This window comes from Roseovarius salis (assembly GCF_044472985.1).
In the GTDB taxonomy this organism is placed as follows: Bacteria; Pseudomonadota; Alphaproteobacteria; order Rhodobacterales; family Rhodobacteraceae; genus Roseovarius; species Roseovarius salis.
The window spans coordinates 1-24,288 of the sequence record NZ_JBISDG010000048.1 but is presented as its reverse complement, the minus strand read 5'-3'; the positions used below and the strand labels follow the sequence as shown (position 1 = coordinate 24,288).

Here is a 24,288-nt window from a genome sequence, read left to right as displayed (position 1 = left end):
CGCGCGGGTGGGCGACGCGGCGCTCGACCCGCCCCCTTTCCGCGGCCGCGCCGCGCTCTTGGCACGGGCCGCGTCGGGGCGGTGGTAGGGCCCTGCGCCGGCCGGTCTAGGGGCCGTTTCCGGCGAGGCTCGACAGGTCGGGCGGGTCGGATTTCACCTCGCGGGTGGCGATGTAGGTCATGTAGCGATCGATCCCGATCTCGGCGGAGAGAAGCGAATCGATCAGGACCTGGAAGGCGTGCAGGCTGCGGCAGCAGACCTTCATGACGTAGTCCATGCCGCCGCCGGTGGCGATGCATTCCGTGATCTCGGGCACACGGCGGATATGGGCCTCGAAGCGTTCGAAGTCGGTCTTTCGGTGATGCGTCAGCGCGACCGTCACGACCACCAAGGTGACATCGCAGACCCGGTCGAGCGCGATGTCCGCCCGATATCCGCGTATGAACCCCGCCGCCCTGAGGCGGTTGAGCCGCTCGCGGCAGGGTGTCGGGGACAGGTTGACCATTTCGGCCAGTGCCGTCTTGCTCAACGGTCCGTGGCGCTGGACCGCGCTGAGAATACGGATATCCGTCGCGTCGAGGCTGGTTCTCTTCATGCCGCCGTCCCATGGCCGTGCGGGCCCGGTATGCCCGGCGCCCATCCTTGCGCGCGGTCGGCCGCGCGGACAAGGGGAAAGCGGCGTTCCGGACGGTTCAGGCGTCGACGGGGCGGAACACCAGCCAGATCAGCGCCCCGCCGGCCAGGGTAAGGAACGGGATCATGGCAAGGTTGACCGAGGCCCACCCTGCCTCGGCCGTGCCGCCCGAGCAGTTCATCAACCCGCCCGAGGCCAGCGAGGCGGCGGTCACGCCCCCGAACACGATCAGGTCGTTGAGACCCTGCATCCGGCCCCGCTCGTGCGGCGCGTGGGCGCCTGCGAGCATCGTCGTCGCGCCGATGAAGCCGAAATTCCATCCCAGCCCCAGCAGGATCAGCGCGATGAAGAAATTGGCCAGATCCACACCCTGCAGCGCCACCACGCCCGACGCGGCGAGGATCACCAGCCCCGTGCCCACGATCTTTTCCACGCCGAACCGCGCGATCAGGTGGCCGGTAAAGAAGGACGGGGCGAACATCGCCAGCACGTGCCCGGTGACGATGTCGGCGGCATTGCCCTCGGTGAAGCCGCACCCCACCACGGCCAGCGGCGTGGACGTCATCACGAGGTTCATCAGCGCGTAGGACACGGTGGCGCAGATCACGGCCACGGCGATGCGCGGGGTGGTCAGCAGCTCCCACCGGCTGCGGCCCCTTGGCGCGTCCTCGGCCGGGCGGGGCGGCTTGGGGATGTCGAGGAAGAGAAACAGCACGGCCCCCACGAGGTTGAGCCCGATCACGGCAAGGTAGGTGCCCACGAATGGCACGACCATCGCCTGCGACGTGACCTTGACCAGCTGCGGGCCGATCACCGCGCTGACGAGGCCCCCCGCCATGACGTAGGAAATCGCCTTGGGGCGGAACGCGTCGCTTGCCGTGTCGGCGGCCGCAAAACGGTAGAAGCCCTGTGCCGACATGTAGGTGCCGGTCAGTAGGCTGCCCAGCAGGTAGACCGGGAAGGACGCGATCCACAGCCCGTAGGCCCCTATCGCAGCCCCCGCCGCACCCGCGCCGGCCCCGACAAGGAAACCCGCGCGCCGGCCCCATTGCTGCATGGCCCAGCTCAGCGGCGTGGCCGAGAGCATCGAGCCCAGCACGATGAGCGAGATGGGCAATGTCGCGAAGCAGACATTGCTCGCCAGCGACTGCCCGGCCAGCCCGCCCACGACGAAGATCATCGCCATCTGCGAGCCGAGCAGGGCCTGCGCCAGTACCAGAACGGTCACGTTGCGCTTGGCGCGGCTTTCGGTGTGGGGCAGGGCGGTATCGGTCATGACGGCCTGCTAAACCGTATCGTTCACCTCTGCAAGCGTGGGCAGGCATGGCGTCTGGCTGGACGCCGCATCCCGCGCGCCTATACTGTGCCGTGCAATGGCAGGAACCGCCGATCAGTCCGACGCCGCCGGGGGCATGGGCCGCGTCATCGCCAGCGCCGCCGACATCGAGGCGGGTGTGGCGCACCTGTCAGCGGCTTGTCCGCGGCTGGCCCATGCCAACGCCGTTGCCGGTCCTCCGCCCTTGCGCCGCCGGCCCGACGGGTTCACGCAGCTTCTGAACGCGATCGTCAGCCAGCAGCTCAGCGTCGCCTCCGCCGAGGCGATCTGGGCGCGGTTGCGGGCTGCGGGTCTGACGGCGGAAGCGACCATCGCGGCGGCGGGCGACGAAGAGCTGCGCGCCGCGGGGCTCAGCCGCCAGAAGATCCGTTATGCCCGCGCGCTGGCGTCCGCCGGGATCGATTACGGCGCCCTGCGCGCCGCGCCGGACGAGGAGGTGATCGCCACCCTGGTGCAACTGCCCGGCATCGGGCGGTGGACGGCGGAAATCTACGCCATGTTTTCGCTTGGCCGCGCCGACGTGTTCGCCCCCGGTGACCTTGCGCTGCAGGAGGCCGCGCGCCTGCTCTACGACCTGCCCGAGCGTCCGCGCGAACGCGCCTTGCGCGGGATGGCCGAGGGATGGCGGCCGTGGAGATCGGTTGCGGCGCGCCTGTTGTGGGCCTACTACCGGGCGGCGAAGCAGAGGGAAGGGATCCGATGACGCGCGTACTTCAGGCGGGCCGCAAGGGGCCGCATTCGGGCACCACGCGATCCGTGGTGGTTTTCCTGCATGGTTACGGCGCCAACGGGGCCGATCTGCTCGGGCTGGCCGACATTCTTGGCGAGCACCTGCCCGACACGCTTTTCGTGGCGCCGGACGCGCCCGAGGCGATCCCGATGATGCCGGGCGGCTACCAGTGGTTCCCGATTCCGTGGATCGACGGCTCGTCCGAGGAGGCGGCCGAGCGCGGCATGATGGCCGCGGCGCAGGATCTCGATGCCTTTCTCGACGCGCTGATGGTGGACGAGGACGTGCTGCCCGAACAGGTGGTGCTGTTCGGTTTCAGCCAGGGCACCATGATGGCGCTGCACGTCGCCCCCCGGCGCGATGACGAGATGGCCGGGATCGTCGGGTTCTCGGGTCGGCTGCTCTCGCCCGACCTGCTCAAGGAAGAGGTGCAGAGCCGCCCGCCGGTAATGCTCATTCACGGTGATCAGGATGACGTTGTGCCCCCACAATCCCTGCCCGAGGCAGCCGAGGCGCTGCAGGCCGCGGGGTGGAAGGACGTCTACGCCCACGTGATGAAGGGCACTGCCCACGGTATCGCGCAGGACGGGCTGGAGGTGGCGCTGGCATTCATGCGCGACAAGCTGGGGCTTTGAACCGCGCCATCAGCGGGCCTGCGGGGCAGACCGTTTCGACGGTCTGACGGGGTGTTGCCGCGCCTGTTCCGGGCCCGGGGCGCATTGATCTGTCTCAATGCGGTGGGAAAGCGTGGCCCTAGGCTGGTGTCGGCATGGCTGAGATTCCGCGCATGACGACGGCAGGCGTGGTCCGGATCGGATTGGCGCTGGGACTTTGCGCCGTGTGGACGCTGGCCACATGGTGGTTCGAAGGGCGTATCCGGACCTTTTCGCGGCCCGACGCCGTTCTCGACCGGCTGGTGTACGCGGTCGTGGCCAATATCGTGATCGGGGTGTTCGCCGCGGCGGCGCTTTTGCGGTTTCTCACCCGGGATGATCCCGGGGGCCGCGCGCTGGCCGGCTTCGGCTCATGGCGGCGGACGGCGTTCCGGGCGCCGCTTGCGTTCGCTGCGGGATTCGGACTTTACGTTGTGCAGGGGGCGCCCGCGACCGGGCCGGTCGTGCTGCTCAATGCCTACGCGCAGGTCTTCGTGGTCTCGGCGGCAGAGGTCATGGTCTGCTGGTCGGTGCTGGGCACGATGGTCGCGCTGGGTATCGACGCCCCGAAGTGGGCCGCGTTTTCCGTGGCGGCGATTGTCGCCAGCGCGGTGTTCGGGGTCTATCATTTCGCGCACAGCGCACCGTTCAACACGGTCGGCATGGTCGGCTTGCTGAGTGCTGTGGGGCTGCTGACCAGCATCGTTTTCTTCCTGTCGCGCGATGCCTACGCGACGATCCTGTTTCACAATTTCCTCGGGACGTTCGGGGTGGTCCAGGCGCTTGCGGCACAGGGCAAGCTGGACGCATTCCAAACGGTGGAGGTGCCGCTCGTCGTGACGGCGCTTGCGGCGCTGTGCGTGCTGATCGGCGCCGACCGGTGGCTCGTCCGCCGCGGGGCGCCCTGAGGCGCGCCCGCGCGCACCGGCGCGTCAGCCCAGCTTCCTGAGCCGCTTGAACAGGCTTGAGGTGTCCCAGCGGCCGCCGCCCATTTTCTGGACGTCCTTGTAGAACTGGTCCACCAGCGCCGTGACCGGCAGAGAGGCGCCGGTTTCGTCGGCGGTGTCGAGGCAGATACCGAGATCCTTGCGCATCCAGTCCACCGCGAAGCCGTGGTCGAACTCGTCGTCGAGCATCGTCTCGTAACGGTTCGACATCTGCCACGACCCGGCCGCGCCCTGGCTGATGACCTCGACCACGGCGCGCCCGTCGAGCCCGGCCTTCTCGGCGAAATGCAGCGCCTCGGAAAGCCCTTCGACCAGCCCGGCAATGGCGATCTGGTTGCACATCTTGGTCATCTGGCCCGCGCCCGACTCGCCGATGCGGCGGCACATCTTGGCGTAGGTTTCCATGATCGGCTCGGCCCGCTCATAGGCGGTAACGTCGCCGCCGCACATGATGGACAGCTGCGCGTTCTCCGCACCCGCCTGGCCACCGGAGATCGGGGCATCGACAAAGGCGATGCCCTCGGCGCGCGCCGCGGCGTAGAGCTCGCGCGTCACCTTGGCGGACACGGTCGTGTGATCGACGAAACAGCTGCCGTCAGCCATTCCGGCGAATGCGCCGTCGGGGCCAAGGCACACGCTGCGCAGGTCATCGTCGTTGCCCACGCAGGCCATCACGAATGCCGCGTCCTGCGCCGCCTCGCGCGGGGTGGGCGCGGCGGTGCCGCCGTGCTGCTTGACCCACGCGTCGGCCTTGGACGCGGTGCGGTTGTAAACGCAGACCTCGTGGCCGGCCGCCTTGAGGTGTCCGGCCATCGGGTATCCCATTACGCCAAGGCCCAGAAATGCCAGTTTTGCCATCGTCCTTTCGCCTCCCATTGTCTCGCCCCGGATTTCTGACTATCCCGGCAACGGATGCAAGCGGAAAGCGGGACGTGCCGGGGATGGCGCAACTCTTCAAATGGCTGGTCCGGATCGCGGGCGGCATGGTGGCGCTTGCCGTCGTGACCGTCGTGGTCATCTACTTCCTGCTGTCGCGGTCGCTGCCCGAATACGACAAGCGTCTGGCGGTGGACGGGGTCGACGGGCCCGTCGAGATCGTGCGTGACAATGCCAACGTGCCCCACGTTTTCGGAACCACCGAAAGCGACAGTTTCTTCGGTCTGGGCTATGCCCATGCGCAGGACAGGTTGTGGCAGATGGTCATGCTGCGGCGTACCGCGCAGGGGCGCCTGTCGGAGGTGTTCGGCACCCAGACCCTGAACGTCGACAAGCTGATGCGCCGCTTCGGACTGTATGCGCAGGCGCGCGCCTCGGTCGACGTGCAGGACGCCCGCACGCGCGAGATGCTCGAAGCCTATGCCGCCGGCGTGAACGCCCGCCTGCGCGAGATCAACCGCGCGGCGCGCGGGCGCGGCGCGCCGGAGATGTTCCTGTTCGATTTCGCGGTCTCACCCTGGCGGCCGGCCGATTCGGTCGCCATCGTGAAGCTGATGGCGGTGCGGCTGTCGACGCATCTCCAGCAGGAAGTGCTGCACGCCCGCACGTCGCTTGCGCTCGACGACGAGGACCGGCTGGCCGACATAATGCCGCTTGCCCCCGGCAGCGGCATCGCCGCTCTGCCGGAATACGCGGCGCTGTTCCCGGGGCTGAAGGACGCCCCGGCAGTCCGCACGGCCGAGGCCGGCACGGCCCGCCACCCGCTGTCGCCCGTCGAGTCGCGCGCCTTCGCGGGGGCGTCGAACGCGTGGGCGGCCGCGCCGTCGCGCTCGGCTGCTGGCGGCACGCTGCTTGCCAACGATCCCCATCTTTCCTTCTCCGCGCCCTCGACATGGTATCTCGCGCGGGTCGAACTGCCCTCGGGCGGCGTCATCGGCGGGACGATCCCCGGCGTGCCGCTGGTGATGGTGGGGCGCAGCGCGACGCTGGGGTGGGGTATCACCTCGTCCTACCTCGACGACCAGGATCTCTACGTCGAGAAACTCAACCCCGACAACAAGGGCCAGTATCTGGCCCCCGACGGGTACAAACCGTTCCGGACCGAGCGCACCATCATCCGCGTCAAGGATCGTGACCCTGTCACGCTGACCCTGCGCTGGACCGACAACGGCCCGGTGCTGCCCGGCACGCATTTCAACCTGTCCGAGGTCACGCCGCCGGGACATGTCGCCTCGCTCGCCTGGACGGCGCTTTCGGCCAATGACACGACCATGACCGCCGCGATGGACCTGATGCGCGCGCAGTCGGTGGACGAGGCGTTGGAGGCGGGTCGCTTCTTCGTCGCGCCATCGCAGAACCTCGTGCTGGTCGATCAGGATACCATCGCGATGAAGACGATCGGGGCCATGCCCCGCCGGAACGCGGGGCACGAAACCCGGGGCCGCATGCCGAGCCGGGGCTGGATCGAGGAGAACCGCTGGCCCGCTATGACCCCCTATTCGGCGATGCCCGAATTCGTGACGCCCAAGGGGGGGGTGCTGGGCAATACCAACAACAAGACGGTCGAGCGGCCCTTTCCGCTGCATGTCAGCTATCACTGGGGCGACACGCAGCGCGTGCACCGGTGGACACGGCTGATGCAGACGCGCGAGGTGCACACCCGCGACAGCTTCATCGAGGCGCAGCTCGACACGGTCAGCTTCACGGCGCGGTCGCTTCTGCCGCTCATCGGCAGGGACCTGTGGTTCACCGGCGAGGCCGCGCCGGCCGGCACGCCGGAACGCCAGCGCCAGCGCGCCCTTGATCTCCTCTCCAGCTGGAACGGCGAGATGAACGAGCACCTGCCGGAGCCGCTGCTCTACGCGGCGTGGATGCGCGCGCTGATGGACCGGTTGATCCGCGACGAGCTGGGCCCGCTGGCCGATGCGTTCACCCATCCCGATCCCGTGTTCATCGAGCGGGTCTACCGCGACATAGACGGCGCCGCCGCGTGGTGCGACATCAAGCAGTCCACGCAGAAGGAAAGCTGCACCGACATCGCGCGGCTGGCGCTCGACGACGCGCTTGTGTGGGTAGCAGAGACCCATGGCACCGCGCTGGAAAGCCTCAGATGGGGGGATGCGCACGCGGCCACGCACGAGCACCCGGTTCTGGGCGATGTTCCGGTGCTGCGGTATTTCGTGAACATCCGTCAGTCGACCTCTGGCGGTGACAACACGCTGATGCGCGGGCGCACGGGCGGAGACGAGCCCGAGCCGTTCCTCAACGTCCACGGGGCGGGGTATCGCGGCGTCTACGATTTCGCCGATCCCGACAGCAGCGTTTTCATCATCTCCACCGGCCAGTCGGGCCACTTCCTGAGCCGGCATTACGATGACCTCGCGCAGCTGTGGCGTCGCGGGGAATACATCCCGATGTCGCTGGACCCCGACCTTGCGCGTGCGGCGTCGGTGGGCGTGACGGTGCTGGAACCGGCGGAGTAGCGTCCGCCGCGGCGGTCGGCGGCGCGTTTGACGTTGTGGCGGGGCGGCGGTAGCCTTTCCGCCGACGCACCCGGACAGGAGAGACAATGCTGGACCGCCCCGTCGCCCGCATCGAGAACCTGCGGGTGGAATTCCAGACGCGCGACGGCCCGGTGGCGGGGGTCGAGGACATGTCGTTCTCGGTCGGCCCCGGGGAAACCGTCTGCATCGTTGGCGAGAGCGGGTCGGGCAAGTCGGTTTCGTCGCTGTCGCTGATGCGGCTGGTGGAATTTTCCGGTGGCAGCATCACGGGCGGGCGGATGATCTTCGATCGGGCCGGTGGCGGCGAGACGGACCTCGCCAAGACGCCGCAGGGCCTGATGCGGACGATCCGCGGCAACGAGATCGGGATGGTGTTCCAGGAACCGATGACCGCGCTGAACCCCGTGTTCACCATCGGCCGGCAGCTGACCGAGGGTCTGCGCCTGCACAAGGGCATGGATCGCCGCGCCGCCCGTGCCCGGGCGCTGGAACTTCTGCGCGAGGTGCGCATCCCCGAGCCCGGGCGGCGGCTGGACCAGTACCCGCACGAGTTGTCGGGCGGCATGCGCCAGCGGGTGGTGATCGCCATGGCGCTGGCCTGCGCGCCCCGGCTGCTCATCGCCGACGAGCCGACCACCGCGCTCGACGTCACGATCCAGGCGGAGATCCTGGCGCTGATTGACAGGCTCAAGCACGAGACCGGCACTGCGGTGGTGTTCATCACCCATGACATGGCCGTGGTGGCGCAGATGGCCGATCGCGTCGTCGTGATGCATCGCGGCCGGAAGGTCGAAGAGGGACCGGTTGAGGAGATCTTCGCCGCGCCGCGCGCGCCATACACAAGGGCGTTGCTGGCCGCCGTGCCGAGGTTGGGCGAGATGCGCGGCAAGCCCGCGCCGGAGCCCATGAAACTGCCAGGGGCGGCCGATCAGGGGTATGCACCCGGCACGGGCGATGGCGAAGGGCTGCTGCGCGTGCGCAACCTTGTCACCAGGTTCCCGGTGCGCGGCGGGCTGCTGCGGCGGACCGTGGCCAATGTGCACGCGGTCGAGGACGTGTCCTTTGACCTGGGGACCGGCCGGACGCTGTCTCTCGTGGGCGAGTCGGGGTGCGGCAAGTCCACGACCGGGCGATCTGTCCTGCGGCTGGTCGAACCGACGGACGGGCGGGTGACGCTGGGGGGCACGGACATCCTGTCGCTGGATGCCGCCGGTCTCCGCGCCGCGCGCAAATCCATGCAGATGATTTTCCAGGACCCGTTCGCCAGCCTCGACCCGCAGATGACGCTTGCCGACCAGGTCGCGGAGCCCTTGCGGAATTTCCGCATCGGATCTGGCTCTGACCGGCATGACCGGGTGGCGATGCTGTTCGACCGGGTGCACCTGCCGCGCAGCTTCCTGCGGCGGTTTCCGCACGAGTTGTCGGGCGGACAGCGGCAGAGGGTCGCCATCGCGCGGGCACTGGCGCTCTCGCCCAGCCTGATCGTCGCCGACGAGGCAGTCAGCGCGCTGGATGTCAGCGTGCAGGCGCAGGTGCTGAACCTGATGATGGAGCTTCAGGCCGAACTCGGGCTGTCGTTCCTTTTCATCAGCCACGACATGGCCGTGGTGGAGCGTGTCAGCCACGACGTCGCGGTCATGTATCTCGGCCGGATCGTCGAGCGCGGCCCGCGCCAGGCGGTGTTTGAAAACCCGCAACATCCCTATACCAAGGCGCTCATGCGCGCAGTGCCGGTGGCCGATCCGTCAAGCCGGCGCAGCGCGTGGGAGCCCGAATTCAAGCCGATCCCGTCCCCGATCCACGAGGTGGGGTACGAGCCCGGCCCGTCCGTCTACGAGCACGTGGGCAAGGACCACGTGGTGCTGGTGTCGGACAGCGGATACTGAGGAAAGGAAGGACGAAAGATGCCCGTTAAGAACCGGTTTGCGGACCTGCATGACGAGATCACCGCGTGGCGGCGCGACATTCACCGCCATCCAGAGATCCTGTTCGACACGCATCGGACAAGCGCGCTGGTCGCGCAAAAGCTGCAGGAGTTCGGCTGCGACGAGGTTGTGACGGGCCTTGGCCGCACCGGCGTGGTGGGCGTCATCCGCGGGCGCAAGAGCGACAGCGGCAAGGTGATCGGCCTGCGCGCGGACATGGACGCGCTGCCCATTCACGAACGGACGGGGGTGGAGTATGCCTCGGAAACGCCGGGGGCGATGCATGCCTGCGGGCATGACGGGCACACGGCGATGCTGCTCGGCGCGGCGAGATACCTTGCCGAGACGCGGAATTTCAACGGCACCGCGGTGGTGATCTTCCAGCCCGCCGAGGAAGGCGGCGGCGGCGGCCGCGAGATGTGCGAAGACGGGCTGATGGAACGCTTCGGCATCCAGGAGGTCTATGGCATGCACAACTGGCCCGGCGTGCCGACCGGCAGTTTCGCGATCCGGCCGGGCCCCTTCTTCGCCGCGACCGACAAGTTCGAGATCACGGTCGAGGGCAAGGGTGGCCACGCGGCCAAGCCGCACGAGACCGTGGACCCGTCCGTCATGACGGCGCAGCTGGTCAGTGCGTTCCAGACGATTGCCAGCCGCAACGCCGATCCCACCGACCAGGTGGTGGTGTCGGTCACGTCGATGGAGACGTCCTCCCACACCTTCAACGTGATCCCCTCGACCGTGGAGCTGATCGGCACCGTGCGCACGCTCAGCCCGCAGATGCGCGACCTGGCCGAAGAGCGGATGCAGGCCATCTGCGACGGGATCGGCCGGGCTTTCGGGGGCCGTGTCAGGCTGTCGTTCGAGCGCAACTATCCCGTCATGGCCAACCACCCCGAGCAGACGGATTTCGCCGCCGGGGTCGCCCGCTCGGTCAGCGGGCAGTGCGACGAGGCGCCGCTGGTGATGGGGGGCGAGGATTTCGCCTTCATGCTGGAAGAGCGGCCCGGTGCCTACATCCTCGTGGGCAATGGCGACTCGGCGATGGTCCATCACCCCGAGTACAATTTCAACGACGCGGCGATCCCCGCCGGGTGCAGCTGGTGGGCCGGCGTGGCCGAGCAGCGCATGCCCTTGTAGGTGGAACGGGCGGGAGTGGGGGCCAGCCCCCACGCCCCCGGGGTATTGTCACCAAGAAGAAGCGGGCGGGGTCCTGCCCGACCAAAGGCCCTCGTAGACGGTGGCGATGCCCTCGGCCTCTCTCTCGATGCTGTAGCGGGTTTCTGCGGCGGCGCGGGCGGCGCGGGCCATGGCGGCGTGGCGCAGGGGAGAGTCGATGAGGGCGGCGACCGCCTCGGAGGCGGCGTCCGCGCCGGTGATCAGGCCGCACCGGCCGTCGTCGGAAAACCGGCGGAAATACCCCGCGTCGGTGGCCACGAAGGGCACGCCGGAGGCCATGCCCTCCAGCGGGGCCATGCCGTACCCCTCGTAGCGGGGCAGTTGCACCACCGCCGTGAGCGCGCGCAACAGCGCGGGCAGGGCCTCCGGCGCCACCTCTCCGGGAAAGAGGATACGGTCGGATAGGCCGGCCGCGGCGATCCGGTTGCGCAGCTCGGCAAGGAAGCCCGCGTCGGCGCGGGCGGCGCGGCCGATGACCAGCGCCGTCAGACCAGGGCGGCCGGGCAGCAGCCCCAGCATCGCGTCGACGAAGCGGTCGGTGCCCTTCTCGGGGCGGATGCGCCCGATGGTGGCGATGCCGCGGTTCCCCGGAAAACCGGTGGCCGCCCATGCCTCGGCGCGGTCAAGGGCGGGGGTGAAGCGGGCGGTGTCGACCCCGTGCGGCACCACGGCGCGGACATGCGGCACGAATTCCGCCGCCGTGTCGGTCGTGGCGATCACCGCATCCATGCGCGAGATGAGCCAGCGGGGCAGGGCCGAGTGGCGCCGGATCGCCGCCGAGGTGAAGACGATCCTGATCGGCATGCGCAGGATGTCGCGCGCGACGAGCGCGGCGCGCATCTCGGGGTTGCGGCGGACATGCCAGATGACGAAGGGGCGGTGCGGTGGCGGCTGCCGTGACATCCGGATGGCCTGTAACGGCGTAACCGGCGCCGGGCCGCCGGGCAGGGGGTGGCCGGCCAGCACCATGTCGAACTGTCCCGACTGCCGGCGCAGCACCCCGGCCGCCGTGGCCGAGACGCCGGTGAAGTTGCGGTTGAAATTCGTGACGATGAGCTCTGGCACGGCTTCGGTCCGGTTGCGGGGGCCTTGCGTGCCTATCGCAGGGACAGCGCCGTGGAAAGGGTGCCGGCGAATTCGTCCAGCCCGTCTTGCTGAGACCGCGCGAACGTGCCCGCCGCGCGGCGCATCGCGTTCAGGGTGTCGCGATCGCGCAGCAGCGTCCGCACCGCCCGGGCAAGCGCGTCCGCGTCCGCCACCTGCCAGGCGCCGCCCGCGGCGTCGAGCGCGGCGTAGCTGTCGGGGATGTTGGCGTAGAGCGGACCGTGCAGGATTGCCGTTCCGGCATGGGCCGGCTCGTAGGGGTTGTGGCCACCCACCGGCACGAACGAGCCGAACAGGCAGGTGATGGGCGACAGCGCGTACCAAAGGCCCGTCTCGCCGAGCGTGTCGGCGAGGTAGACCTGCGTTCCGGCGTCGATCCCGCCGCCCGCGGACCGGCGGGCGGTGGCGAAGCCCTGCGCCTCGATCAGCGTGGCGATGCTGCCGGCCCGCTCCGGGTGCCGGGGCACGAGGATCAAGAGCGCCCCCGGCTGGTCGGCCAGCACGGCCCGGTGTGCCGCCAGCGCGATCTCGTCCTCGCCGGGATGGGTGGAGCTGGCCAGCCAGAGCGGCCGTGCGCCGATGCGCGCCTTCAACTCGGCCAGCGCCGCCGCGTCATGCGGCGGGGCGCTGGACAGCGATTTCAGGTTCTGCCCGCTGCGGGCCTGCGGCAGGCCGAGCTGTTGCAGATGCTCGGCGGTGCGCGCATCCTGGCAGTGGATCATGCGGAAATGTCCCATCAGGAAGCGGGCCGTGGACGGGAAACGCTTCCACGCCCGCGCGGACCGCTCGGAGATGCGCGCGTTCACCAGCGCCATGGGGATGCCGCGCGCGTGTGTGTTGGTCAGCATCTGCGGCCACAATTCGCTTTCGACGAAGATGGCCGCGTCCGGCCGCCAATGATCGAGGAAACGGCGGACGGCCCGGGCGCTGTCCAGCGGGGCGAATTGATGCACCGTGCGCGGGGGAAGGCGTTGCGCCACGACCTGTGCAGAGGTGGCCGTACCTGACGTCAACAGAAAGCACAGGTCATCCTGCCCCGCGCCCATGCGCGCGATGAGCCGCAGCACCGAGACACTCTCGCCGACGGAGGCGGCGTGGAACCAGACGAGACGTCCGCCAGGGCGTTCGGCGCTCGCCCGGCCCATCCGTTCGGGCAGACGCCGCCGCGGGGTGCCCTGCGCCGACAGCTTGTGCGCCACGCGGCGATAGGCGAGCGGTGCGATCAGGTTTGCCGCGGCACGGTAGAGCCCGACCGGCAGGGGAGGGCGCCGCATCAGCCGCCGGTGTGGCTCATGTGGCGCGGCATCTGGCCCTCTATCTTCTGCCGGGAATAGTCGAAATCGTGGCCCTTGGGCTTGCGCGCGATGGCGGCGCGGATGGCCTCCTCGAGCGGTGCGTCGTCGTCGGGGTTGTTGCGCAGGGGGGCGCGCAGGTCGGCCATGTCCTCCTGCCCGAGACACATGTAGAGTTCGCCCGTGCAGGTCAGCCGCACGCGGTTGCAGCTTTCGCAGAAATTGTGGGTGAGCGGCGTGATGAAGCCGATCTTCTGGCCTGTCTCTTCCAGCCGGACGTAACGCGCGGGCCCGCCCGTACGCTCTGCGAGGTCGGTCAGCTTGTATTCCTGCGCCAGCCTTGCGCGCAGGTCGCTGAGCTTCCAGTACTGGTCGAGCCGGTCCTCGTTGCCCAGATCGCCCATCGGCATCACCTCGATGAAGGTGAGGTCCATGTCGCGCCCGGCGCACCACGTGACAAGGTCGAACAGCTCGTCCTCGTTGAACCCCTTGAGCGCCACGGTGTTGATCTTGACGCGCAGACCGGCGCGTTGTGCCGCGTCGATGCCGCGCATCACCTGCGGTAGCCGGCCCCAACGCGTGACGTCGGCAAATTTCTTCTCGTCGAGCGTGTCGAGCGAGATGTTCACGCGCCGCACCCCGGCGGCATAGAGCTGGTCGGCGAAACGTTCCAGCTGGCTGCCGTTGGTGGTGAGCGTGAGTTCCCTGAGCGCACCGGACTCGAGATGCCGCGTCATGCTGTCGAAGAAGGTCATGATGCCCTTGCGCACCAGCGGCTCGCCTCCCGTGATCCTCAGCTTCTCGACACCGAGGCGCACGAAGGTCGTGCACATCCGGTCAAGCTCCTCCAGCGTGAGGAGTTCCTTTTTCGGCAGGAACGTCATGTTCTCCGCCATGCAGTACACGCAGCGGAAATCGCAGCGGTCGGTGACGGAGACGCGCAGATACGAGATGGCGCGCTGGAACGGGTCGATGAGTGGTGCGGTCATGGCCGGAAAATAGGCCGCGCCGCGCGGAGGCACAAGGGCCGTTCGATGTGTCGACGGCATTGATGCGCGCCGCCGCCCGTCCTAGAGTACGTCAATGGGCAAATGCCTCTGGATATGGATGCTGTCAGTGACGCTGGCCGGGTGCGCGACCATCGAGGACGGGCTGTTCGGGCGGCAGGAGGCTGCCCCGCCCAACGTGCGTGACGGGCGTGACCAGACGCATCCCCGGGCGCGGCCCGGTTCGGAAGGTTCCGGCGCCACCACCGCGCGCACGCCCCAAACGCTCGATACCACGGGCGCGGCGGAGCGCGCGCGGGCAACGGCGCCCGCGTCGGGCGAGGGGGTGTTTCTCGGCATGACCGTCGCCTCGCTCGGGGCCGTGGACGAGCCGGGCATCTGGCTCAAGACGCCGCTGACAGAGACCGCTGTCGGCGGCCGGGTAGAGTATCCGGCCAAGGGCACGGCGGTGGCGGTCGAGCTCATCCCTCTCGATGCCGGGCCGGGGGCGGGCAGCCGGATTTCGCTTGCGGCCATGCGGCTTCTGGAGGCCGACCTGACCGCGCTGCCCGAGTTGCGGGTGTTCCGCGCGCCGTGAGCTCTATTCGACGGTGACCGACTTGGCGAGGTTTCGGGGCTGGTCCACGTCCGTGCCCTTGGCGACCGCCGTGTGGTAGGCCAGAAGCTGTGCCGGAAGGGCATAGAGAATGGGGGCGACGAGCGGATCGCATTCCGGCAGGACAAGCTGGCGCCATACGCCGTCGCGGGCGGCCTCGGCGCCGGGGGGGTCGGTGACCAGCACGACCTTGCCGCCGCGCGCCATCACCTCCTGCATGTTCGAAACCGTCTTGTGAAAGAGCGCGTCGCGGGGCGCCATGACGACCACCGGCATCTTGCTGTCGATCAGCGCGATGGGGCCGTGCTTGAGCTCGCCAGAGGCATAAGCTTCAGCATGTATATAGCTGATTTCCTTTAGTTTCAGTGCACCCTCCAGCGCAAGCGGATAGAGCGGCCCGCGACCGAGGAACAGCGCGCTGGATGCCTCCGCGAGCCGGGACGCCACGACGCGGAATGCTTCGCCCTGTTCCAGCGTGAGGGTCATCAGCGCCGGCAGCCCGCGCAGCGCCGAAAGCCGGTCGGCCAGCGCGTCGGGCGACAGATGGCCACGGTCGTGCCCCGCCTTGAGGGCCAGCAGTTGCAGAACCGTCAGCATGCAGGTGAACGCCTTGGTCGAGGCGACGCCGATTTCGGGCCCGGCATGGATGGGCAGGGCGAGATCGCTTTCCCGCGCGATCGAGCTTTCGTCGACGTTGATCACCGACAGCAGCCGGTCGGCCCGTCCCGCACAGTATCGCAGCGCCGCCAGCGTATCGGCCGTCTCGCCCGACTGGCTGACGAACAGCGCCGCCGTGCGTGGCGGGACCGGTGGCTCCCGGTAGCGGAATTCCGAGGCGATATCCACGTCCACCGGCAGGCCGGCGACCTGCTCGAACCAGTATTTCGCGGTCAGGCAGGCGTAATAGGCGGTGCCGCAGGCGACGAGCGAAAGCCTGTCGAGCCCGGTGAAGTCGAGCGCGGGGTCCTCCATCGCCACGCCGCAGCCGTCCTGCGTCAGGTAGTGGCGCAGCGCGTCGCCGATCACCGCGGGCTGTTCCGCGATCTCCTTGGCCATGAAATGCTTGTGCCCGGCCTTGTCCACGCGCGCCGTATCGACTTGGATCGTGCGTATCTCGCGGTTGGCAAACGCGCCATTGGCGTCGGTGATGGTGACGCCGTCCCGCGTGACGACGGCGCAATCGCCCTCTTCGAGATAGGTGATCCGGTCGGTCAGCGGGGCCAGCGCGATAGCGTCCGATCCCACGAACATTTCGCCATCGCCGTGCCCGATCGCCAGCGGGCTGCCCTTGCGTGCGGCCACGAAAAGATCCGGCTCGCCGTCGAACAGGAACAAAAGCGCGTATGCCCCCTCGAGGCGGGCGAGGGTTCGCTGCGCCGCGTCAACGGGATCCGCGCCTTGCGCCATGTAGTGCTGGGTCAGCAGCGCCACCGTCTCGGTGTCCGTGTCCGTGTCGAAGCCGATGCCGTCCTCGGCCAGCTCGGCCCGAAGCTCGCGGAAATTCTCGATGATCCCGTTGTGGACCACGGCGACCGGTCCGGCCCGGTGGGGGTGCGTGTTCTGCAGGTTCGGTGCCCCGTGCGTGGCCCACCGGGTGTGGCCGATCCCGGCCTTGCCTGCCAGCGGTTCATGCACCAGCAGGTCCGACAGGTTCACCAGCTTGCCGACGGCGCGGCGGCGGTCCAGCCGGCCGTTGTTCAGTGTGGCGATCCCGGCGCTGTCATAGCCGCGGTATTCCAGCCGCCCTAGCGCCTCGACGAGGGTCGGCGCCACCTCGTGTTTTCCCAGCATCCCCACGATCCCGCACATCAGCGCACCTCGCCTGTCTTGTCTTTCTTTTTGGTTTTCTTCAGCTTTTCGAACAAGCGGCGGGCCATGCCGGGCTTGTTGACCTGCTGGCCCCGCGCGATCGCCAGCGCCTCGGCGGGCACGTCGCGGGTGATGACCGACCCCGACGCCGTCATCGCGCCGTCCCCCACCGTCACGGGGGCCACCAGCATGGTATCGGAGCCGATGAAGGCCCCCGCGCCGATCGCGGTGTGGTGCTTCGACACGCCGTCATAGTTGCAGGTGACGGTTCCCGCTCCGATATTCGCCTGCGCGCCCAGATGTGCGTCGCCGATATAGCTGAGGTGGTTGACCTTGGCGCCCGTTTCGACGGCGGCGTTCTTGATCTCGACGAAGTTGCCGATGCGGGCCTCCTGGGCGATGCGCGTGCCCGGGCGCAGCCGGGCGTAGGGCCCCACCACGGCGCCGCCGGCGACGTGGCAGCCCTCCAGATGGGAAAAGGCGCGGATTCGCGCGCCGCCCTCCACTGTGACTCCGGGGCCAAAGACAACGTGGGGTTCCACCACCGCGTCCGGTCCGATCGAGGTGTCAAAGGCGAAATATACCGTTTCGGGCGCGGTCAGGGTAACGCCGTTGTCCATCGCGTCCCGGCGTGCGCGGGCCTGGAACGCGGCCTCGGCCGCGGCGAGGTCGGCGCGGGAATTGACGCCCATCGTCTCGGCCTCGTCACAGGCGACGGCGGTCGCGGACAATCCCCTGTCCTTGGCAAGGGCGACGACGTCGGTCAGGTAGTACTCGCCCTTGGCATTGTCGTTGCCGACCGCCGAGACGAGATCGAACAACGTCGCGGCGTCCGCGGCCAGAACCCCGGAATTGCAGAAGGTCAGCGCGCGCTCTTGCGCTGATGCGTCGTTGAATTCCACGATGCGCTCCAGCCGGTCGCCCTGCATGACGAGTCGTCCGTAACGCCCCGGATCGGCCGCCTCGAATCCCAGCACGACGATATCATGCGCGGCGCGCGCCCGCGCCATGCGGTCCAGCGTGTCGGGCCGGATGAACGGCGTGTCGCCGTAAAGCACGATGGCATCGCCCTGGAACCCCGTCAGCAAGGGCGCCGCCTGCGCCACCGCGTGCGCGGTGCCGAGCTGGTCGTCCTGCATCGCGATCTGCGCGGCAGGATCAGCCTCGCGCGCCGCGGCTTCGACCTGTTCCGCACCGTGGCCGGCCACGATGATGGTCCGCTCCGGCGCGAGGCCGCCGCCGGCGCGCATCGCATGGGCCAGCAGCGGTGTCTCGGCGACCTTGTGCAGGACCTTGGGCAAGTCCGATTTCATCCGTGTTCCCTTGCCCGCGGCAAGGATTATGAGCGCTGTCGCCATGCGGTTCCCCTTCCAATCCGGGCGCGACCGTTTTATCGGGATGCCAGCCCCGTGCAAGCCGGGGGGTTATCAAAGATGATTGCGGCATGTGACAGCCCCGGGCGGAAAGATGCCGAGAGAACGCGGGAGAACGCGGATGCGCACGATTGTTTTCGACCTCGACGGCACGCTGGCCGATACCAGCGGCGATCTGATCGCCGCCGCCAACAGCTGCCTGGGCGGTTTCGGGGCCGGCGACCTGCTTGATCCCGTGGCCGATGCGGCGACGGCCTTTCGCGGCGGGCGCGCGATGCTGGCGCTCGGGCTGGACCGGCTTGGACGCGGCGCCGATCCGTCAGAGATCGACCGGTACTATCAGGAGTTCCTGGGGATATACGAAGCGGCGATCGACACGCGTACGCGGCTCTATCCCGGCGCGATGGCGGCAGTGGAGGCGCTGGCGCGTGCCGGCTGCGGCGTGGCCATCTGCACCAACAAGCCGGAGCGGCTGGCGCGGCTTTTGCTCGGCAGGCTGGGGGTGCTGGACGCGTTCGGCGCGGTGGTCGGCGCGGACACGCTGCCGGTGCGCAAACCCGACCCGGAACCGTTCCGCGAAGCCGTGCGGCGGGCCGGCGGGCGTCCGGAACGTGCGCTGCTGGTGGGCGACACCGAAACCGACCGCGAAACCAGCCGTGCCGCGGGCGTGCCGTCGGTGCTGGTCACTTTCGGTCCCGGCGCGCACGCGGTGCCGGCGCTCGCGCCCGAGGCGACCATCGGGCATTACGACGAACTTTCCGGTGTCGTGGACAAGCTGCTGGGAGCGGCTTGAACCTTCCCGGAAAAAAACCTTCAGCAATCGTGAAAGCGCGCAGGGCCCATTGACCTTGCGGGCACGCGCCGCAAAACTTCCCCCCATGGACGAGATTTTCAAGGGCAGCTTCACGCAGCAGGAGCCGATCCCGGAGGAGGGGATCGCCGCCGCGCTCGACGTCATGCGCCACGGCCGGCTGCACCGCTACAACACCGCGCCGGGCGAGATCGGCGAGGTTGCGCAGCTGGAACGGGAGTTTGCCGATCACGTTGGGGCACGCTACGCGCTGGCCGTCGCGTCGGGGGGCTACGCGCTGGCCACGGCGCTGCGCGCGCTCGGGGTGCAGCCGGGCGACAGGGTGCTGACCAACGCCTTCACGCTGGCGCCGGTGCCCGGCGCGATCGCGAGCGTGGGCGCCGTGCCGGTGTTCGTCGGCGTGACGGAGCGGCTGGTGATCGACCTCGACGATCTTTCGGCCAAGGCTGATACCGCGGATGTTCTGATGCTCAGCCACATGCGCGGGCACATCTGCGACATGGACCGTCTCATGGAGATCTGCGACGCTGCCGGGATCAGGGTGATCGAGGATTGCGCGCACACCATGGGGGCAAAGTGGCGCGGCGTGCCCTCGGGGCGGCACGGGCTTTTGGGCTGCTATTCGACGCAGACCTACAAGCACATCAATTCTGGCGAGGGCGGTCTGCTGGTCACCGATGACGACACGGTCATGGCGCGGGCGGTGATGCTGTCGGGGTCGTACATGCTCTACGAGCGCCACGGCACCGTGCCGCCCGTGCAGACCTTCGAGGAGATCAAGTACGACACGCCGAATGTCTCGGGTCGGATGGACAACCTGCGCGCGGCGATCCTGCGGCCGCAGCTGGCGCGGCTGGACGCGCAGTGCGCGGCATGGAACGACCGCTACCGCGTGGTCGAGGACGGGCTGCGCGGCACCCCCGGCCTGACGGTGGTCGAGCGCGGAGCGCACGAGGCCCATGTCGGCTCGTCCATTCAGTTCCTGCTGCTCGACTGGCCGGACGCGGCCGTGGCCGAGGTGGTCGACCGCTGCCGTGCGCGGGGGGTGGAGTTGAAATGGTTCGGCGGGGCCGAGCCCACGGGCTTCACCAGCCGCTACGACAGCTGGCGCTACGCGCCGTCCGCGCCGATGCCGCGTAGCGACCGCATCCTCAAGGGCATCATGGACATGCGCCTGCCGCTGACCTTCAGCCTCGACGATTGCGCGCTCATCGCCCGGATCATCCGGTCGGAGGTGGGGGCGGTCTGGCAGGGCATGGCGGCCTGATACCGGGGTGATCCGGCGGCGTGGCTGCGCCACACGCCAATTGCCGGGCAGGGGCGCTGCCCCTCTTGACCCTGCCGGGTCAATTCACCCCGGGGTATTTCCGCCAAGAAGATGCCCCGCCCGTGGCCGGAGGCGACCCCGGCATTGACCGGGAGCATGGTTGGCCATATAAATGAACAAGTGTTCAATAAATCGCGGGGGCGCGCATGTTCACCATGGGGCTGCAATTCGATCTGGGCGAGGACGTGACCGCGCTGCGCGACATGACGCATCGCTGGGCGCAGGAACGCCTGAAGCCCATGGCGGCCGACATCGACCGCGACAACGCGTTTCCCAACGCCCTGTGGCCGGAGATGGGCGAGCTGGGCCTGCTTGGCATCACCGTGCCGGAGGAACATGGCGGGGCCGGCATGGGCTATCTTGCGCATGTCGTGGCGGTCGAGGAGATCGCGCGTGCCTCGGCCAGCGTGTCGCTGAGCTACGGCGCGCATTCAAACCTGTGCGTCAACCAGATCAAGCTGAACGGCAGCGCCGCGCAGAAGGCCGCGTACCTGCCCGGGCTGGTGTCGGGGCAGAGCGTCGGCGCGCTGGCCATGTCGGAGGCCGGGGCGGGCAGCGACGTGGTGTCGATGAAGCTCAGGGCCGAGAAGCGGAACGATCATTACCGTCTCAATGGCAACAAGTACTGGATCACCAACGGGCCGGACGCCGACACGCTGATCGTCTATGCCAAGACCGATCCCGAGGCGGGCAGCAAGGGAATTACCGCCTTCCTGATCGAGAAGACGATGAAGGGCTTTTCCACCAGCCCGCATTTCGACAAGCTGGGGATGCGCGGCTCGAACACCGCCGAGCTGATCTTCGAGGAGGTGGAGGTGCCCCTCGAGAACGTGCTGGGCGAGGAGGGCCGCGGGGTGCGGGTGCTGATGTCGGGGCTGGATTTCGAGCGCGTGGTTCTGGCGGGCATCGGGCTGGGCATCATGGCGGCCTGCCTGGACGAGATCATGCCCTACCTTTCGCAGCGAAAGCAGTTCGGTCAGGCCATCGGGAATTTCCAGCTCATGCAGGGCAAGATTGCCGACATGTACACGGCGATGAACTCGGCACGGGCCTATGTCTACGAGGTTGCCAAGGCCTGCGACCGGGGCGAGGTGACGCGCGCCGATGCCGCCGCGTGCTGCCTTTATGCCTCCGAGCAGGCGATGGTCCAGGCGCACCAGGCGGTGCAGGCCATGGGTGGGGCAGGCTTTCTGAACGACTCGGCCGTGGCGCGCATTTTCCGGGATGCCAAGCTGATGGAAATCGGGGCCGGCACGTCCGAGATCCGGCGGATGCTGGTGGGGCGCGAGATGATGGGGGCGATGGGATGACGCCCCGGCGGCTGCTGGTCGCGCCGCTGCTGGCGGTCGTTCTGGCCGGTGCGGGGCTGGCGGCGGTGCTGGGTGTGCGCAGAGTGACGACGACCGAAACCGAGGCGATCACGCGGGCGGCCGAGCTTTACGTGGCCGCGGCGGGGCCCGGTGCCGACCGGACCGACTGCCAGGCGCGGCCGGCACGCTCGGAGGGTTTGTGGCTGCTTGTCGTCTGCGCGGGCCGGGGCGGGGGCATGGCGTATTTCATCGACGACTTCGGCCGCGTGGCCGACCGTGCGCCGCTGGATGGGCGGATGTGACCGGCGATGTTGACCGAGGCGCCATATGACACGCTGCGCGACGGTTTCCGCTGGAACCTGCCCGACCGGCTGAACATGGCGGTGCAGGCCTGCGACGCGCCGGCCGAGCGGGCGCCCGACGGGCTGGCCATCCTTGACCTGAGCGACGGGCGCGAAGAGGTCACCCGCGCCGCGCTGCGGCGCATGGCCGACGCGCTGGCCCACGGGCTGGCCGAGCGCGGGGTGAGGCGCGGGGACCGGGTGGGCGTTCTGCGCAGCCAGGGCCCGTGGTGCGCCGCGGCCCATATCGCGATCTGGAAACTCGGCGCGGTTTCGATCCCCTTGTTCAAGCTGTTCAGGCAGGACGCGCTTTCCGTGCGGGTGAAGGACGCCGGGGCGCGGCTCGTCGTGACGGACCGGGACGGGGCCGGCATGGTGGCGGCGCTCGACACGGCCGCCGCGCTGGTGCCGGAGGATACCGAGCTGCCCCAAACGGCGTTCGAGACGGTGGCGACCGGCCCCGAGGAGCCAGCGGTGCTGATCTACACCTCCGGCACGACAGGCAGCCCGAAGGGCGCGCTGCACGGCCACCGCGTTCTGACCGGCCACCTGCCGGGGGTGGAGATGAGCCATGATTTCCTTGGCCGGCAAGGGGATTGCCTCTGGACTCCGGCGGACTGGGCGTGGATTGGCGGGCTTTTCGACGTGCTCATGCCGGGCCTTGCGCTCGGCGTGCCGGTTGTGGCGGCGCGCCTGCCGAAATTCACCCCCGAAGATTGCCTGAGGATCGTGCACGAAGGTTCTGTCAGGAATGTCTTTTTCCCGCCCACGGCATTGAGGATGCTCAAGGCCGCCGATACCCCCGTCGCGGGGCTGCGCAGTGTGGCCAGCGGTGGCGAGCCGCTCGGCGCGGAGATGCTCGAATGGGGGCGCGTGGCCTTCGGGTTGACGATCAACGAGTTCTACGGCCAGACCGAGTGCAACATGGTTGCAAGTTCCTGCAGCGCGTTGTTCCCGCCGCGGCCAGGCTGTCTCGGCAGGCCGGTGCCGGGGCACGAAATCGGGGTGATCGATGCCCACGGACAGCCGGCACAGGGAGAAGGCGACATCGCCATCCGCCGCGGATCCGCCGCGATGATGCTGGAATACTGGAACCGGCCGCAGGCGACGGCCGAAAAGTTTTGCGGCGAGTGGATGCTGACCGGTGACCGGGGGGTGTGGGAGGGGGGCTACCTGCGTTTCGTGGGGCGCGAGGATGACGTCATCACCTCGGCGGGGTACCGCATCGGCCCGGCCGAGATAGAGGATTGCCTGCTGCGCCATCCCGCGGTGGCGACGGTTGGCGTTGTCGGCAAGCCCGATCCGCTACGCACCGAGATCGTCAAGGCCTATGTCGTGCCCAAGGACGGGGCCGTTCCCGGCGATGCGCTGGCCAGGGAATTGAGCGCCTTCGTCAAGGAGCAGCTTGCAAGCCACGCGTATCCCAGGGAAATCACGTTCCTGGACGCGTTGCCGATGACCGTGACCGGCAAGGTGATCCGCAAGCAGCTCAGGGCGCGGGCCGCGGCGGAGGCAGCGCGGTGAGCGGCGGCACGGCAAAAAGGGCCGGCGTTTCCGCCGGCCCCCGTCATTGCCCGCCGCGCGGGGTGTCAGAACTTGTACACATAGGCCGCGCCAACCACGATCGGGTCGATGCTGACGCTGCCGATCGGCGCGCCGCCCACGGTCGCGTCGGTGTCGATGTCGATCCAGCGGATATCGGTCCGCAGGGACGCGTTGTCGCTCAGGGCGAAATCGATCCCCGCATGCACGGCAACACCCCAGGAGTCGTCGAGGCTCACCGGAACGCCGGCGAGCGCGCCCTTGCCGGTCTCGTCCCAGAAATGCGTGTAGTTCACGCCCGCCCCCACGAACGGAGTTATGGTGGACTGGTTCGTGAAGTAATACTGGATCGAGACGGTGGGTGGCAGGTGCTTGGTCTCGGCCACGTCACCCACACCGGCGAGCTGGACATCGTGTTCGAAGGGCCACGCGGCCAAGACTTCCAGCCCGATATTGTCAGCCACGAAATATTCGAAGGTCAGGGTCGGGCGGATATTGTCGTCGACGCGGATCGGGCCAGCCAGCGTGGCGCTGTAATCGTCGGTCGGCAGGACGCCGTGCGCGCCAAGGCCAAGCAGCATGTCGCCCTGAGACTGGGCGAATGCAGGTGCAGCAAAGGCGGCGAGAGCGGTGGAGAGCGTCAGTGCGGTAAGCGTTTTCATGGTCGTTCCCGGTTCTTGATTGCGTTGGCGAGCATTACGCCGCCCCCGGGTTCCGGCATTGATTCACGTCAAATTCCTGGCGTTACGCGGCAGTGCGGCATTATGGCAACAGCGGCGTGCCGCGCGGCCTTTGTCTGAGAGGGAACGATGAAGCTGAAATCCAACATTTTGACCGCGTCGGAGACGTTCCGGGCCAACCGCGGCGCCAACCTCGCCGCGCTGGAAGAGGTCGCGGCCGCCGCGCACGCCGCGGCGCAGGGCGGGGGCGAGG

Annotated in this window: 21 protein-coding genes; 12 read left to right on the top strand and 9 right to left on the bottom strand. The window is 68.6% G+C overall.

The genetic code is table 11. The annotated features are described in order from the left end of the window. Window positions 1-106: 106 nt before the first annotated feature. Both ACH13J_RS16085 and ACH13J_RS16080 read right to left on the bottom strand, forming a co-directional pair. A complete protein-coding gene (locus ACH13J_RS16085) occupies window positions 107-595 on the bottom strand; it encodes an Lrp/AsnC ligand binding domain-containing protein (protein WP_397544362.1) in 489 nt (162 codons plus the stop codon). 97 nt (window positions 596-692) lie between these two features. After that, window positions 693-1,910 (bottom strand): MFS transporter, encoded by a 1,218-nt coding sequence (locus ACH13J_RS16080; protein ID WP_397544361.1) that lies wholly within the window; start codon window positions 1,908-1,910, stop codon window positions 693-695. 97 nt (window positions 1,911-2,007) lie between these two features. On the opposite strand from ACH13J_RS16080, the gene ACH13J_RS16075 reads away from it, so the two are divergent. The 3 genes from ACH13J_RS16075 to ACH13J_RS16065 all read left to right on the top strand — a co-directional run bounded on the left by ACH13J_RS16075 (window position 2,008) and on the right by ACH13J_RS16065 (window position 4,261). After that, window positions 2,008-2,673: a DNA-3-methyladenine glycosylase family protein gene (locus ACH13J_RS16075; RefSeq protein WP_397544360.1), complete on the top strand. Its 666-nt coding sequence runs from the start codon at window positions 2,008-2,010 to the stop codon at window positions 2,671-2,673. After that, on the top strand, window positions 2,670-3,335 hold the full coding sequence (locus ACH13J_RS16070; protein WP_397544359.1) for a dienelactone hydrolase family protein: 666 nt from the start codon (window positions 2,670-2,672) through the stop codon (window positions 3,333-3,335). The genes ACH13J_RS16075 and ACH13J_RS16070 overlap by 4 nt, the downstream gene beginning before the upstream one ends. 134 nt (window positions 3,336-3,469) lie before the next feature. Beyond that, complete coding sequence (locus ACH13J_RS16065) at window positions 3,470-4,261, top strand: hypothetical protein (protein WP_397544358.1); 792 nt, start codon at window positions 3,470-3,472, stop codon at window positions 4,259-4,261. A 24-nt stretch (window positions 4,262-4,285) separates the two neighbouring features. On the opposite strand, the gene ACH13J_RS16060 is transcribed toward ACH13J_RS16065, so the two are convergent. Next, window positions 4,286-5,158: an NAD(P)-binding domain-containing protein gene (locus ACH13J_RS16060; protein WP_397544357.1), complete on the bottom strand. Its 873-nt coding sequence runs from the start codon at window positions 5,156-5,158 to the stop codon at window positions 4,286-4,288. An 83-nt stretch (window positions 5,159-5,241) separates the two neighbouring features. On the opposite strand from ACH13J_RS16060, the gene ACH13J_RS16055 reads away from it, so the two are divergent. The 3 genes from ACH13J_RS16055 (at window position 5,242) to ACH13J_RS16045 (ending at window position 10,805) form a co-directional block, all read left to right on the top strand. Beyond that, a complete protein-coding gene (locus ACH13J_RS16055) occupies window positions 5,242-7,719 on the top strand; it encodes a penicillin acylase family protein (protein ID WP_397544356.1) in 2,478 nt (825 codons plus the stop codon). Between the two features lie 86 nt (window positions 7,720-7,805). Then, window positions 7,806-9,626 carry a dipeptide ABC transporter ATP-binding protein gene (locus ACH13J_RS16050; protein WP_397544355.1) on the top strand — a complete coding sequence of 607 codons (1,821 nt, stop codon included), beginning with the start codon at window positions 7,806-7,808 and terminating at the stop codon, window positions 9,624-9,626. Between the two features lie 18 nt (window positions 9,627-9,644). Then, window positions 9,645-10,805, top strand: a complete 1,161-nt coding sequence (locus ACH13J_RS16045; RefSeq protein ID WP_397544354.1) for an amidohydrolase — start codon at window positions 9,645-9,647, stop codon at window positions 10,803-10,805. Window positions 10,806-10,853: 48 nt separating this feature from the next. Here the strand turns inward: ACH13J_RS16045 and ACH13J_RS16040 are convergent, their stop codons facing one another. The 3 genes from ACH13J_RS16040 to moaA are packed head-to-tail and all read right to left on the bottom strand — an operon-like array spanning window position 10,854 to window position 14,229. Then, window positions 10,854-11,909 (bottom strand): glycosyltransferase, encoded by a 1,056-nt coding sequence (locus ACH13J_RS16040; protein ID WP_397544353.1) that lies wholly within the window; start codon window positions 11,907-11,909, stop codon window positions 10,854-10,856. Window positions 11,910-11,941: 32 nt separating this feature from the next. Beyond that, window positions 11,942-13,222: a glycosyltransferase N-terminal domain-containing protein gene (locus tag ACH13J_RS16035; RefSeq protein ID WP_397544352.1), complete on the bottom strand. Its 1,281-nt coding sequence runs from the start codon at window positions 13,220-13,222 to the stop codon at window positions 11,942-11,944. After that, window positions 13,222-14,229 (bottom strand): GTP 3',8-cyclase MoaA, encoded by a 1,008-nt coding sequence (moaA, locus tag ACH13J_RS16030; protein ID WP_397544351.1) that lies wholly within the window; start codon window positions 14,227-14,229, stop codon window positions 13,222-13,224. The genes ACH13J_RS16035 and moaA overlap by 1 nt, the downstream gene beginning before the upstream one ends. A 94-nt stretch (window positions 14,230-14,323) precedes the next feature. On the opposite strand from moaA, the gene ACH13J_RS16025 reads away from it, so the two are divergent. Beyond that, a complete protein-coding gene (locus ACH13J_RS16025; RefSeq protein WP_397544350.1) occupies window positions 14,324-14,824 on the top strand; it encodes a hypothetical protein in 501 nt (166 codons plus the stop codon). 3 nt (window positions 14,825-14,827) lie between these two features. Here ACH13J_RS16025 and glmS read toward each other — a convergent pair whose 3' ends face one another. Next, window positions 14,828-16,651, bottom strand: coding sequence for a glutamine--fructose-6-phosphate transaminase (isomerizing) (gene glmS / locus ACH13J_RS16020; RefSeq protein WP_397544349.1), 1,824 nt, complete (start codon window positions 16,649-16,651; stop codon window positions 14,828-14,830). Continuing rightward, window positions 16,651-18,009 (bottom strand): bifunctional UDP-N-acetylglucosamine diphosphorylase/glucosamine-1-phosphate N-acetyltransferase GlmU, encoded by a 1,359-nt coding sequence (glmU, locus tag ACH13J_RS16015; protein WP_397544348.1) that lies wholly within the window; start codon window positions 18,007-18,009, stop codon window positions 16,651-16,653. The genes glmS and glmU overlap by 1 nt, the downstream gene beginning before the upstream one ends. Before the next feature lie 136 nt (window positions 18,010-18,145). Between glmU and ACH13J_RS16010 the strand changes: the two genes are divergently transcribed. The 5 genes from ACH13J_RS16010 to ACH13J_RS15990 all read left to right on the top strand — a co-directional run bounded on the left by ACH13J_RS16010 (window position 18,146) and on the right by ACH13J_RS15990 (window position 23,337). Then, a complete protein-coding gene (locus ACH13J_RS16010; protein ID WP_397544347.1) occupies window positions 18,146-18,817 on the top strand; it encodes an HAD-IA family hydrolase in 672 nt (223 codons plus the stop codon). A gap of 85 nt (window positions 18,818-18,902) precedes the next feature. After that, on the top strand, window positions 18,903-20,102 hold the full coding sequence (locus ACH13J_RS16005) for an aminotransferase class I/II-fold pyridoxal phosphate-dependent enzyme (protein WP_397544346.1): 1,200 nt from the start codon (window positions 18,903-18,905) through the stop codon (window positions 20,100-20,102). A gap of 206 nt (window positions 20,103-20,308) precedes the next feature. Beyond that, a complete protein-coding gene (locus ACH13J_RS16000) occupies window positions 20,309-21,472 on the top strand; it encodes an acyl-CoA dehydrogenase family protein (protein ID WP_397544345.1) in 1,164 nt (387 codons plus the stop codon). Continuing rightward, the gene (locus ACH13J_RS15995) at window positions 21,469-21,774 is read left to right on the top strand and encodes a hypothetical protein (RefSeq protein WP_397544344.1); all 306 of its coding nucleotides are present in this window, start codon (window positions 21,469-21,471) and stop codon (window positions 21,772-21,774) included. The genes ACH13J_RS16000 and ACH13J_RS15995 overlap by 4 nt, the downstream gene beginning before the upstream one ends. 6 nt (window positions 21,775-21,780) lie before the next feature. Then, window positions 21,781-23,337 carry an AMP-binding protein gene (locus tag ACH13J_RS15990; protein ID WP_397544343.1) on the top strand — a complete coding sequence of 519 codons (1,557 nt, stop codon included), beginning with the start codon at window positions 21,781-21,783 and terminating at the stop codon, window positions 23,335-23,337. Between the two features lie 65 nt (window positions 23,338-23,402). Here ACH13J_RS15990 and ACH13J_RS15985 read toward each other — a convergent pair whose 3' ends face one another. Beyond that, the gene (locus ACH13J_RS15985; protein ID WP_397544342.1) at window positions 23,403-24,017 is read right to left on the bottom strand and encodes an OmpW family outer membrane protein; all 615 of its coding nucleotides are present in this window, start codon (window positions 24,015-24,017) and stop codon (window positions 23,403-23,405) included. Between the last annotated feature and the right edge of the window lie 271 nt (window positions 24,018-24,288).